At 70.9% G+C, this 13,608-nt stretch carries 8 protein-coding genes; all 8 read left to right on the plus strand.

Translation table 11 applies throughout. The features are described from left to right. Positions 1-122 precede the first annotated feature (122 nt). The 8 genes from VF584_11385 to VF584_11420 all read left to right on the plus strand — a co-directional run bounded on the left by VF584_11385 (position 123) and on the right by VF584_11420 (position 13,344). The gene (locus VF584_11385) at positions 123-1,277 is read left to right on the plus strand and encodes an exonuclease SbcCD subunit D (GenBank protein HEX8210770.1); all 1,155 of its coding nucleotides are present in this window, start codon (positions 123-125) and stop codon (positions 1,275-1,277) included. Beyond that, positions 1,274-3,718: an SMC family ATPase gene (locus VF584_11390; GenBank protein ID HEX8210771.1), complete on the plus strand. Its 2,445-nt coding sequence runs from the start codon at positions 1,274-1,276 to the stop codon at positions 3,716-3,718. Before VF584_11385 ends, VF584_11390 begins: the two co-directional genes overlap by 4 nt. Positions 3,719-3,836: 118 nt before the next feature. Beyond that, positions 3,837-5,330: an anthranilate synthase component I gene (gene trpE, locus VF584_11395; GenBank protein HEX8210772.1), complete on the plus strand. Its 1,494-nt coding sequence runs from the start codon at positions 3,837-3,839 to the stop codon at positions 5,328-5,330. A gap of 365 nt (positions 5,331-5,695) precedes the next feature. Next, entirely contained in the window at positions 5,696-8,965 is a 3,270-nt protein-coding gene (locus VF584_11400) for a SusC/RagA family TonB-linked outer membrane protein (protein ID HEX8210773.1), read from the plus strand. A gap of 18 nt (positions 8,966-8,983) precedes the next feature. Beyond that, entirely contained in the window at positions 8,984-10,441 is a 1,458-nt protein-coding gene (locus VF584_11405; protein ID HEX8210774.1) for a SusD/RagB family nutrient-binding outer membrane lipoprotein, read from the plus strand. Between the two features lie 151 nt (positions 10,442-10,592). Then, positions 10,593-11,048 (plus strand): hypothetical protein, encoded by a 456-nt coding sequence (locus VF584_11410; GenBank protein HEX8210775.1) that lies wholly within the window; start codon positions 10,593-10,595, stop codon positions 11,046-11,048. Positions 11,049-11,126: 78 nt separating this feature from the next. Next, positions 11,127-13,151, plus strand: coding sequence for an ATP-dependent zinc metalloprotease FtsH (gene ftsH / locus VF584_11415; protein ID HEX8210776.1), 2,025 nt, complete (start codon positions 11,127-11,129; stop codon positions 13,149-13,151). 13 nt (positions 13,152-13,164) lie between these two features. Then, a complete protein-coding gene (locus VF584_11420; GenBank protein ID HEX8210777.1) occupies positions 13,165-13,344 on the plus strand; it encodes a hypothetical protein in 180 nt (59 codons plus the stop codon). Positions 13,345-13,608: the final 264 nt, after the last annotated feature.

Here is a 13,608-nt window from a genome sequence, read left to right on the forward strand (position 1 = left end):
TTGCCGCTCTAGACCGGCGGATCGGGGTATGAAGAAAGGGGCGGCGCCGCCCTCCCCGCAAGGGGCGCGGCGCACCCCTCCCCGCCCGGCACCGGCCCCCCGACCCGGCTCCATCGACGCCCGTGAGAATCGCACACCTCGCAGACCTTCACCTGGGCTTCCGCGCCTACCACCGCGTCACCCCGCGGGGGATCAACGTGCGCGAGGCGGACGTTGCCGAAGCCTTCCGCCGCGCCGTGGCGCGCGTGTGCGATCTGCGGCCGGACCTGGTGCTGGTGGCGGGCGACATCTTCCACACGGTGCGCCCCTCCAACACCGCCATCGCCGAGGCGTTCCGCCAGTTCAGCATCCTCACGGAGCGCCTGCCGGGGGTGCCGGTGGTGATGCTCGCGGGGAACCACGACTCCCCCCGCTCGTCGGACACGGGGAACATCCTCCGCCTCTTCTGCGAGATCCCGGGGATCAGGGTGGTGACCGAGGAGTGCAGCCACGTGCGGCTGGAGTCGCTCGACACCTCGGTGATGTGCATGCCGCACAACGCCCTGGCGTGCGACCACGAGGCGTCGATGGACCCCGACCCCGCCTCCACCAACAACATCCTGATGCTGCACGGCACGGTGAGCGGCACCGTGGCCGAGCAGAAGATCCGCTACGTCACCGAGTACGGCGGCGCCATGGTGGCCGACACCAGCATCGGGCCGGAGCGGTGGAGCTACGTGGCGCTGGGGCACTACCACCTGGTGACCGAGCTGGCGCCTAACATGTGGTACGCGGGCGCCATCGAGCGCACGTCCACCAACATCTGGATGGAGACGGGGGAGAAGGGCTTCCTCCTGTACGACACCGACCGCCGCGCGGCCGAGTTCCACCCGGTGGAGACGCGCAGCACCGTCGACCTCCCCCGCCTCGACGGCCGTGGGCTGAGCGCGGCGGAGCTGGACGAGGGGATCCGCGCCGCCGTCGAGGGCGTCGCCGGCGGGATCGCGGCGCGCATCGTACGGCTCGTCATCACCGACGTGCCGCGCAACCTGGTGCGCGAGCTGAACCACCGCCGCATCCGCGAGTGGAAGGCCGAGGCGCTCCACTTCCACCTCGACGCGCGTCCCCCCGAGGTGCGGCGCCGCATCGGCTCCGGCGCGCCCATCCGCAGGCAGACGCTGCAGGAGCAGGTGGCGGCGTACCTGCGCGGCTGGAGCCCGCAGAACCCCGGCATCGAGCGCGAGCGGCTGGTGGAGCTCGCCACCTCGTACGTCGACCGGGCGGGGGAGGCCGTATGAGGCTCGTTTCCCTCAAGCTGCGCAACTTCCGCCAGCACGCGCGCACGGACATCGCCTTTCGCCCGGGGCTCACCGGCATCATCGGTCCGAACGGGGCGGGAAAGAGCACGATCCTGGAGGCGATCGCCTGGGCCGTGTACGGCGCGGCGGCGGCGCGCGGCACCAACGACACCATCCGCTTCGCGCGCGCGGGGCAGGGCGCGCGGGTGGAGGTGGAGCTGCAGTTCGAGCTGGGCGGCCACGAGTACCGCGTGGTGCGCACGCTCAGCAAGGCGGAGGTCTTCCTGGATGGCGGCGTGGCCCCGGTGGCGGCCACGCTCGGCGGCGCGACGGCGTACTTGCAGGGGCGCCTGGGGATGTCGCGCGAGGAGTTCTTCAACACCTACTTCACGGGGCAGAAGGAGCTCGCCTTCCTCGCCACCATGGGGCCGGCGGACCGCGGGCGCTTCCTCAGCCAGGTGCTGGGATACGAGAGGCTGCGCCGCGCGCAGGAGCTGGCCCGTCTCCGCCGCAACGAGCTGCGCACCGAGATCCGCGCCCTGCGCGCCGCCCTGGGCGACCGTGGCGAGATCGTGGCCGCCCGACAGGGAGCCGAGCGCCGCGTTGCCGAAGCGCTCGAAGCCCTGCGCGCCGCCGAGCGTGAGGCGGAGGACGCCCGCGCCGCGCTCAAGCTGGTCGCACCGCGCTGGGCCGCCGCGCAGGCCGCCCGCGAGCGCTTCCGCGAGCTGACCCACACCGCCGACGCCGCCCTCCGCGACCGCGACGCCGCCCGCCGCGACGCCGCCCGGGCGGAGGGCGAGCTGGCCGCCGTCGCCGGTGCCGAGACGGATCTCGCACCGCTGCGCGAGCAGCTCGCCGTGCTCCCCGCGCTCACCGAGGAGGGCACCCGCCTCTCCGACCTCGCGCGCCACGCCGAGCGCCGCAAGTCGCTCGTGGCGCAGATCGCGGACGCGGTGGGGGAGACGCAGCGCACCGTCGCGCGGCTGGCCAAGCTGGACACCGCCCCCGAGCTGGAGCGCCGCTACGCCACCGAGCTCGAGCAGCTCCGCGCCCGCCGCGCCGAGGTGGACACGGAGCTGGAGGAGAGCAAGACCACCTGGCTGCGCGACCGGCAGGACGCGGAGACCAAGCTCGGCGGCTACCGCGATCGCGGCGCCGAGCTCAAGGAGCAGATCCGCTCCATCAAGGAGCTGGGCGCTGATGGCACGTGCCCCACGTGCGGGCGCCCCGTCGGAGCGGACTACGAACGCCTCCTGGAAGAGCTCGAAGAGCAGTGGATCTCCGTCGTGCAGGACGGAAAGTGGTGGTCGTCGCGCTTCGACCAGCTCAAGGACAAGCCGGAGGAGGTCGCGGCGCTGGAGGCGCTGACGCACGACCTTTCCCGCCAGGTGGAGGACCGCACGCAGAAGCACACCCGCTGCCAGGCCGCCCTCCAGGAGCGCGAGGGGCTGCTCAAGGAGCGCGCCCAGCGCGAGGCCCGGCACGCGGAGCTGACCGCCGAGCTGGCCGCGACTCCCGCCGGCTACGACGCCGCGCGCCACAAGGAGGTTGAGGCGCGCATGCGCGAGCTGCGCGAGGTGGAGAAGCGTGCCGCGCGGCTGGAGGAGACCGCCCGTCGCCGCGCGGACTGGGAGCGCGACCGCGCCGAAGCCGCCGCCCGCGAGGCCGCCGCCGAAGCGCGCGCAAAGGCCGCCGCGGCGGAGCGCGAAGCCCTCGGCTTCTCCGAAGAGGCGTTCGAGGCCTCCCGCGCCGACTACACCACGGCGGACGGCCGCGCCCGCGCCGCCGACCTGCGCGCCGCCACCCTGCGCGGCGACGTGAACACGGCCGAGCAGGCGTTCCAGGCGGCGCGCCACGCGGAGGACGAGTACAACCGCCGCGCGGCCGAGGTGGAGACGCAGGAGACCGACCTCCGCTACCACGACGAGCTGGACGCCGCCTACACCGACCTCCGCCAGGAGCTCAACGATCAGGTGCGCCCGGAGCTCTCCGAGATCGCCTCCGCCTTCCTCGCGCAGCTCACGGACGGGCGCTACACGGCGATGGAGATCGACGAAGGCTACAACATCATGGTGCTGGACGAGGGCGAGGAGAAGCCGGTGATCTCCGGTGGCGAAGAGGACGTCGCCAACCTGGTCCTGCGCCTCTCGCTCTCGCAGATGATCGCGGAGCGCGCCGGCCACCCGCTCTCGCTGCTGATCCTGGACGAGGTGTTCGGATCGCTGGACGTGGCGCGCCGCGACAACGTCGTGCAGCTCCTGCACGCGCTGGAAGGCCGCTTCGAGCAGGTGATCCTGATCACCCACATCGACGGCATCCGCGAGAGCCTGGACCAGGTGCTCCGCGTGGACTTCGACGAGCGCGCCGCCACCTCCATCGTCCGCGAGGACAACGTCGACGGCAGCGCGGAGATGCCGGAAACCCCGATGGCGGCGGACTGACACCGCGGGGATGAGGGGATGGGGGATGGGGGTGGGAACATCGCGGTGTTCTCTTCACCCCTCGCCCCGCCCTCCCCTCATCCCTCATCCCTTCATCCCTGATCCCTGTAGTCCCCCCATGCCGCTGTCCCCTACGTTCGATGAATTCCGCGCGCACGCACGCGAGGCCACGCTCGTCCCCGTGTCGCTCGACTTCCTGTTCGACACGGAGACGGCGGTCTCGGCCTACCACAAGCTGGCGCGGCCTCCGTTCGGGTTCCTGCTGGAGTCGGTGGTGGGGGGCGAGACGTGGGCGCGGTACACCTTTCTGGGGACGCAGCCGCGTGGCGCGTGGAAGCTGACCGGCGACCGCATCCACCGCTGGACACCCGCAAAGGGGTGGGAAGACACCGGCCCCTCCGACGACCCGCTCGGCGACTTCGACCGCCTCCTGCGCGCGCACGTGCCCGCGCAGGTGCCGGGGCTGCCGCGCTTCTGGGGCGGGGCGGTGGGCTTCTTCGGCTACGACACGGTGCGGCTGATCGAGCGCCTCCCCGCCGCGCCGCCCGGGGACCTGGGGCTGCCGGACGCCCTCTTCATGCTCACCGGCACCGTGGTGGCGGTGGACAACCTCTTCGGCCGCGCGCACTCCATCTCCGCGGTGGAAACGGCGGGGGCGGATGACAAGGAGCTGCGCCGCCGCTACGACGCCGCCGCCGGCGAGGTGCTCGACATCGTCATGCGCCTGCGCGAGGGGCGCGGGCCGGAGCCGCTCACCCTGGCCCCGCCCGCCGCCGCGGACCCGGAGTTCGAGAGCACCATGACGCGCGCCGAGTACGAAGACGGCGTGCGCCGCGTGCAGGAGTACATCCGCGCGGGCGACGCCTTCCAGGTGGTGCTCTCCCAGCGGCTCACCGTGCCGCTCGCCGTGCCCGCTTTTGACCTGTACCGTGCGCTCCGCACCCTCAACCCTTCGCCCTACCTGTTCTACCTGGAGCTGGACGGCTTCCAGCTCGTGGGCTCCTCGCCGGAGACGATGGTGAGGCTGGAGGACGGGCGCGTGACGGTGCGGCCCATCGCCGGCACCCGCCGCCGCGGCCGCGACGCGGAGGAGGACGCGAGGCTGTCGGCGGAGCTGCTGGCGGACACCAAGGAGCAGGCGGAGCACCTGATGCTCCTGGACCTGGGGCGCAACGACGTGGGGCGCGTCGCCCGCTACGGCACCGTGCGCGTGCCGGCGCGCATGGCGGTGGAGCGGTACTCGCACGTCCTCCACCTGGTCTCCACCGTGGAGGGGGAGCTGCGCCCGGGGCTCAGCGCGGTGGACGTCTTCCGCGCCTCCTTTCCCGCGGGAACCGTGAGCGGCGCCCCCAAGGTGCGCGCCATGGAGATCATCGACGAGCTGGAGCGGTCGCGGCGCGGCCCGTACGCGGGCGCGGCCGGCTACTTCGCCTACGGCGGGCACGCCATGGACACCGCCATCGCCATACGCACGGTGGTGGCGCAGGGCGGGCGCGCGCACGTGCAGGCCGGCGCCGGGCTGGTGGCCGACAGCGACCCCGCTGCCGAGTACGAGGAGACCCTCAACAAGGCCCGGGCCCTCCTGCGCGCAATCCAGACCACGGGAGGATGAGAAAGGAGCGCCGCGGGTTGACAGATTCGAACGTCCGTTCTATAACTCAAGCCCGTGGCATCTACTCACCTGCTCCTTAACTGTCCGGAAACCGTAGTCCGCCGCACCCATGAACGACGGGCGGCTCGTGAGAATGCGATCCTGTCGCATCTTCGCGTGTTGATACGTTGTATGGGTGTCTACCCCTCCCCCCAACCCTCCGCCAGGAGGTGCCTTGCCCACGCAGCATGCCCACGCTGGTCCCTCGACGCCCGCCCCAGTGTAGCCGGCGGCGGCACGGGGGAAGTCCCACCGGAGTCCGGCGCGGTGCCGGGCCCGCCCAAACGACTGCCGGCGTCTCGCCGGCAAGTTCCCGGAGGAAGTGCATGAGACAAACTCGTTGGCTGCTCGCGGCGGCTGTCGCCGCGGCCGCGGCGTCCTCACCGGTGGCGGCGCAGGAGCCGGCCACGGTGACCGGACGCGTGACCAACGCGGCAGGCGCTCCGGAGAGCGCCGTGACCGTGCGCATCAGCGCCCTCGCCGCCGGCACCACCACGGCGCCCGACGGCACGTACCGCCTGGTGGTCCCCGCGTCGCGCCTGCAGACGGCGCGCCAGGTCACCATCACCGCTTCGCGCGTGGGGCTCGCCTCCTCGTCCCGCACGGTGACGCTCAGCGCGGGCGCCACCCTCACGCAGAACTTCCAGCTCGGCGCGGACGTGCTGCAGCTGGAGGGGATCGTGGCCACCGGGCAGGGGACCACCACCACCCGCGAGCGCGCCACCACCGCTGTCAGCTCGGTGCGGGCGCAGGAGATCACCCAGTCGCGTGAGACGAACGTCGTCTCGGCGCTGGCCGGCAAGGCGCCCAACGTGCTCGTCAGCAGCACCTCGGGCGACCCGGGCGCGGGCGCGTACATCCAGATCCGCGGCGCCGCGTCGGTCGAGGGCGGCACGCAGCCGCTCTTCGTGGTGGACGGCACGCAGATCGACAACGGCTCGTACAACTTCGGCGGCGAGTCCAACACCGCGGGTACCGTGCTCACCAACCGCGCGGCCGACATCAACCCGGCCGACATCGACCGCGTCGAGATCCTCAAGGGTGCGGCGGCCACCGCGCTGTACGGCGCGCAGGGCGCCAACGGGGTGGTGCTGATCACCACCAAGACCGGCCGCTCCGGCGCCACGCGCGCCACCTTCACCAGCCAGTACTCGAGCGACGACGTCAACCGCGTCCACCCGCTTCAGCAGCAGTACGGGCAGGGGCTGGACGGCGACGCCGTGAACCCGAGCACCGGCGCGCCGGTCGCTCCGGGGCAGCTGCTCTCGCCGGGCAACCGCACCTCGTGGGGCCGCGCGCTTCCCGAGGGGACCGACACGTACGACCACGCGCGCGAGGTGTACCGCCGCGGAAACCGCCTGGAGAACACCATGACGGTGTCCGGCGGCACCGAGCGCACCACCTACTTCCTGTCGCTGGGCCGCCTGGACCAGCAGGGCGTGGTGGTGGGTCCGCAGGGGTACGACCGCACGTCGGTGCGCCTGAAGGCCACCCAGATGCTGCGCGGCGACCTCAAGGTGGGCGGCAACCTGGCCTACACGCGCAGCGGCGGCGACTTCGTGCAGACTGGCTCCAACATCTCGGGGATCCAGCTGGGCGCGCTCCGCACCCCGCCGGAGTTCAACAACTGCCGCAGGGACAGCGGGTTTGACTGCTACCGCAACCCGCTTGGCTTCCACCACGCCTACCGCGGGCAGGGGATCGAGTCGATCAACGAAGCGCCGATCTACGACAACCCGTTCTGGGTGGCCAACGAGCTGACCAACCGGTCGGAAGTGGACCGCAGCTTCGGCAACGTGAACCTGGAGTACACCCCGGCCAGCTGGCTGCGGGTCAACTACATCCTGGGCGCCGACTTCGGGGCCGACGACCGCCTGCAGATCTTCCCGAAGCAGACGGCGGCGCAGCCGGTGGGACAGATCACCCGCGCCACGATCACCAACCGCATCATCGACAGCAACCTGACCGCGACCGCCAGCTGGAACCTGGGCGAGCGGGTGGTCGGGAGCACGACGGTGGGGCAGAGCCTCCAGCAGCAGAGCTTCGCCCGCAACCAGACCATCGGTGTGGGGCTGATCCTTGGCGCGGAGCAGACGGACTACTCCGTTTCGCGCACCGGTGACGAGTTCCGCTACGAGACGCGCAACGACGGATACTTCGGCACCACGCAGGTGACGTTCGCGGACCAGCTCACCCTGAACGCGAGCGGCCGCTTCGACGGCGCCTCGACCTTCGGCGGCGACGGCAAGCGCTTCTTCTACCCGGGCGTCGGCGCGGCGTGGACCTTCTCGCGCCTCCCGATCTTCGACAACGTCGGCTTCCTGGACCAGGGCAAGCTGCGCGTGTCGTACGGCGTCAGCGGCCGCGAGCCCCCGGTGTACTCGAACGTGACCGGCTTCAACGTCGGCACCTTCGACGACTCGTACGTGGGCGACGGCCTGTCCAGCACCTACCTGGGCAACGAGGGCGTCTTCACCAACACGGTGCTCGGCAACACCAACATCCGCCCGGAGCGCAAGTCCGAGCTGGAGGGAGGCTTCGACCTCGCCGTGCTCGACAACCGCGTGGCGTTCGGCTTCACGTACTACACCCGCAAGACCACGGACGCCATCCTCGCGGTGCCGGTGGCCGCGTCTACCGGGTTCGAGTTCAAGTACGAGAACGCGGCCGAGTTCGACAACAGCGGGATCGAGATGACGCTGGACCTGCAGCCGGTGCGGGCCCGCAACTTCTCGTGGTCGGTGAACGCCAACTGGGCCAAGAACAACAGCTGCGTCAAGAACCTGGCTGGCGCGGAGCACCTCTTCCTGGCCGGCTTCAGCGGCGGCAACTCGATCGACGTGGTGGGCCCTGACCACCAGGATCCGCTCAACACCGGATGCCGCCCCTTCGGCCTGATCTTCGGCAGCGACTTCGTGCGCTTCGGCCGCGGGATCCAGCTGAACGGCGTGGACATCGACGAGCAGTTCAAGGGCACGCCGGGCGCGCTTTACATCGGCGCCACCGGCTTCCCCGTGCCGGACCCTGACTACCGCATCCTGGGCGACCCGAACCCGGACTGGACGGCCGGCATCCGCAACTCGCTGCAGATCGGGCAGCACCTTACGATCAGCGGGCTGCTGGACATCAAGCACGGCGGCGACATGTGGAACGGCACGCGCGGCGCCCTCTACACGTTCGGCACGCACGAGGAGACGCTGGCCTGGCGCGGCGCCGGCAAGGACACGTCGTGGGTGGGCGGCGCCGGCCCGGGCTGCCCGAACGGCGTCTGCAAGACGGTGAAGCTCAACCGCTTCTGGGGCAACGGCGTGGGCGGCGGCTTCGAAGGGCCGACCTCGCAGTTCGTGGAAGACGCGGGCTTCGTGAAGCTGCGCGACGTCTCGGTAGGGTACAGCTTCACGCAGCCGTGGGTGCGCCGCCTGGGCACCAGCGCGGTGGACCTCACGGTGAGCGGCCGCAACCTCAAGACCTGGACGGATTACCGGGGCCTGGACCCCGAGTCGAACCTGACGGGGCAGAGCACGGGTCGCGGGATCGATTACTTCAACAACCCGCAGACTCGCTCGTACGTAATCACCGTCAACCTGACTCGCTAACCCGGGAGATTCCGCGATATGACACGCAATAGATGGTTCGGCCGCGCCCTGGGCGCGGCCGCGATCGCCGGCTCGCTCGGGGCGTGCGACTTCATCCAGACGACCGAAGTCGACCCCAACACGGTGCCTACGGCGAACGTCGACCAGCACTTCACCTCGGCGCAGGTTTCGGCGTACTTCTTCACCGAGTCGAACCTGTCGCGCATCTTCTCGATGTGGCTGCAGCAGATGGCCGGCGTCGGGAGCCAGTACGTCGGCAGCGAGAAGTTCGACACGCCGGTGCAGGAAGACGAGTTCGACGCCGAGTTCACCAACCTGTACTCGCGCGGCGGGCTGCTGAACATCCGCCAGGGGATCACCAAGGCCGAGGCCGCGGGTGAGACCTCGTACGCGGGGATACTGCGGGTGATGGAGGCCTTCCACATGGGGCTGGGCGCCAGCATCTGGGGCGACCTGCCGTACTCGGAGGCGGTGAACGCGTCGATCAACACGCCGAAGCTGGACCCGCAGGAGGCGGTGTACGCCCGCGTGCAGGCCGTGCTGGACAGCGCCATCACGCAGATGGCGGCGAACCAGGGGAACGGCCCGGGAACCGCCGACCAGAACTTCGGCGGCAACCTGACGCAGTGGACGGCGGTGGCGCACACGCTGAAGGCGCGCTTCTACCTGCACTGGGAAGAGGCGCAGCGCCCCGGCTCGCCCAACGCGGCGAAGGCGAACGTAGCCTGCGGCGGCAACTGCCTGGACCGCGCGATCGCCTCGGCCAACCTCGGCATCAAGACCGATGCGGGTACGTGGAAGACGATCCACTCGTCGGACGGCAACGAGCGGAACCTGATCTACCGGTTCATCTCCGTGGACCGTCCTGGGTACATCGCGGGCGGCAAGTTCGGAGTGGACCAGCTGAAGCTCCGCAACGATCCGCGCCTTCCGGTGATCTACAGCCCCGCCACTGCCCAGGGGTTGGCGGGCCAGTACGTCGGCTCCACGCCGGGCGAGACGGACAAGAACGACCCGGGCGAGAACGCTTCGTCGCTCAGCGCGTCGGGCTACGGGGCCGCGGACTTCTCGCTGCCGATCGTCTCGTGCGCGGAGAACAACTTCATCCTCGCCGAGGCGCACCAGCGGAAGGGGAGCTTCGGTCCGGCGCAGGCCGCGCTGCTGGCGGGCGTGGCGTGCGAGCAGACGCGCCTTGGCGTGAGCGGCATTCCGGTGAACGGCACGCTCACGGGCGGCGCGCTCCTGGACGAGATCATGTTCCAGAAGTACTACGCGCTGTTCCTCAACCCGGAAGTCTACAACGACTACAAGCGGACGTGCCGTCCGTCCGGGCTGATCAGCACCTCCGACGTGGTGGTGGCGGACATGCCGCGCCGCGTGCCGTACGGCGCGACGGAACGGCAGACCAACGCCGCGAACATTCCGACGACCGACAAGCAGCCGCTGTTCAACTCGAACGATCCGTTCGACTGCTGAGCAGGCCCGCCGCCCTCCCGGCTCTGCCGGGGGTGGCGGCACCGGAACCGCCCACCTGCCACACGCGCTTCGGCGGGCGTGTGGCAGGCTTGTTCCAGGAGGTCCGCGCCACGTGCGCGGCCATCGTCGTCCATTCCAGCACCACGGGACCATGAACCGAGCCTTTGTGCGGCCCGTAGCCACGGCGCTGCTGTGCCTGCCGGTACTGAACGGCTGCTTCGCCTACGCACCGGCCGCGGGCGGCGACCCGCCGGCGCCCAGCCGGGTGCGGGTGCTCCTGACCCGGCCGATGGACGTGCGCCTCACCAACGTCACGGCCAACAACGTCGCGGTGGCCGAGGGCGAGGTGGTCTCCACCACGCGCGACACGCTGACCATCTCCGCGCTCTGGCTCAGGGCGGGGACGGGGTACGAGTTCCCGGGGGCCGGCGAGACGGTGCGGATTCCGCGCGAACAGGTAGGGCGAATCGAGACCCGGCGCTTCTCGGCCGCGCGCTCGGTTGGGGTGGCCGTCCTCTCGGTGGGTCTGGGCGCCCTGCTGTTCGCGGGAGTGGGGAAGCTGACGGGGAGCGGCGACGGCGGCGGAGGACGCCCCAACCCGAGCTGAGCGCCACCCACCTGCCTCACCCCCGCCGCGCGGCTCATTGCGCGGCGGGGTTTTTCGTGCGGTTCGCGAGGCCCGTGGGTGGCCCGCCTCTTGCGCCCGCCCGGCGCCATGGCAACTCCTCCCAACGTTCCCAACGAACGCCGAAAAGCAGGCAACGACCGGCGGACGAAGAGCGGCGGGTTCGATCCGCGGCGCACCCGCTTCGGCATCGGGCCCCTCCTCCTCTTCCTGGCGGCGCTGCTGGCGCTCAACGTCCTGTTCACCAACCGCGGCCCCACCAAATTGGGGTACAGCGAGCTCAAGGGCCGCATCCGCCAGGGCCAGGTGGCGCGCGCCACCCTAAGCACCACCGCCATCACCGCCGTGCCGCGCGACTCCGTGGGCCCCAAGGGGCGCGTGGTGTGGCGCAGCGAGCGCATCGTGGGCGAGGACGCGGCACTGACCGGAATCCTGGACCAGGCGGGGGTGCGCTACGAGTACGAGCAGCCCTCCCGCTGGACCGGGCTGGTGATGCTCTTCCTCCCCCTGCTGGTGCTGGTGGGGCTCTTCACCTTCTTCACCCGCCGCATGAACCCCACGCAGGGTGTGCTCACGGTGGGAAAGAGCCGCGCGCGCATCGTGGGCGAGGAGGGGACGGGCGTCACCTTCGACGACGTGGCGGGGGTGGACGAGGCGAAGCAGGAGACGTACGAGGTGGTGGAGTTCCTCAAGCACCCGGAGAAGTTCGCCAAGCTGGGCGCCAAGATCCCCAAGGGCGTCCTCCTGGTGGGCCCGCCGGGGACGGGGAAGACGCTCCTGGCGCGCGCCGTGGCGGGCGAGGCGGGGGTCACCTTCTTCTCCATCAGCGGCGCCGAGTTCGTGGAGATGTTCGTGGGCGTGGGCGCCGCGCGGGTGCGCGACCTGTTCGCGCAGGCCAAGGCGCAGTCGCCGTGCATCATCTTCATCGACGAGCTGGACGCGCTGGGGAAGGCCCGCGGGCCCGGCGGCGTGCTGGGCGGCAACGACGAGCGCGAGCAGACGCTGAACCAGCTCCTGGTGGAGATGGACGGCTTCGACCCGCGCATGGCCGTCATCATCATGGCCGCCACCAACCGCCCGGAGATCCTGGACCCCGCGCTGCTGCGCCCCGGCCGCTTCGACCGGCAGATCCTGGTGGACCGCCCCGACGTCAACGGCCGGCTGGAGATCCTGCGCATCCACGCCAAGGACGTGCAGCTTGGCGAGGACGTGAACCTGGAAAAGATCGCCCGCCGCACCCCCGGCTTCGTGGGCGCGGACCTGGCGAACCTCCTCAACGAGGCGGCGCTCCTGGCCGCGCGGCGCGACCTGGCCGCGGTGACGCTCAAGGAGATCGACGACGCGGTGGACCGCATCATCGCGGGGCTGGAGAAGAAGAACCGGCTGATCAACGAGAAGGAGCGCACCATCGTGGCCTACCACGAGGCGGGCCACGCCATCGTCGCCGAGCGGGTGCCCACGGCCGACCCGGTGCACAAGATCTCCATCATCCCGCGCGGCGTGGCGGCGCTGGGCTACACGCAGCAGCTCCCCACCGAGGACCGCTACCTGCTCACCAAGCAGGAGCTGATGGACCGCATCGCCGTGCTCCTGGGCGGCCGCGTGGCGGAGGAGATCGTCTTCAACGAGATCTCCACCGGCGCGGGGAACGACCTGGAGCGGGTGACGGAGCTGGCGCGCAGCATGGTGATGGAGTACGGGATGAGCCGCGAGCTGGGCCCGGTGAACCTCGCCGGCCCGCGCCGCAGCCAGTTCCTGCAGGGCTCCGACGGCGGCACCTCGCAACGCTCGTACAGCGAGGAGACCGCCCGCGCAATTGACGCCGAGATCCGCGGCCTGATCGACGGGACGTACGAGCGGGTGCGGCGCATCCTGACGCAGGACCGCGAGGTGCTGGAGGTGCTCTCGCAGCGCCTGCTGGAGGTGGAGGTGGTGGACGAGGCGGACCTGCGGCGGATCATGAACCTTCCGCCGCGCACCCACGAGCCGTCCGAGGACCGCATCGTGGTGCCCCCGCCTCCCAAGGGCGGCCTGATGGACGACGACACCCGCGCCGCCTCGTCGGCGCGCGGCGCGGACCGATAACGGAGGAGGAACGGTGCCCAAGGATCCACGCTACAGCGACAAGAGCCCCCACACGGCCGACGAGCAGGGTGCTCCGGCGCCGGAGCGGCCCACCAACACCGACGAAGCCGCGGGGATGAGCAACCAGGAGGGCCGCGGCCCCTCGCAGGCCGAAGGCGAGCGCGAGGAGGACGGCGACGGGGACGGAAACTAGCGCCCGCCCCGGCGGACCCCCGCTCCCCCACCGAAACGCCCCTCCCCCGAACCACCGGGGGAGGGGCGTCCGGCGTGTCTCTGCACCGCGCGTCAGATCGGGGGAAAGAAGGTTATCTGTCACGCGGGAGAGCCCCGCAGCCTTGACAGTTTTGGGCGGCGCCGCTATTAACGGAGGGTGAAAGTTTCGTTTCACCGATACATAGTTAGCCGGGAAACACGGTCCTGAGACCTCCGGCACCCCCGTTAGCCCGCTGGAATGCGA

The organism is Longimicrobium sp. (assembly GCA_036389135.1).
In the GTDB taxonomy this organism is placed as follows: Bacteria; Gemmatimonadota; Gemmatimonadetes; order Longimicrobiales; family Longimicrobiaceae; genus Longimicrobium.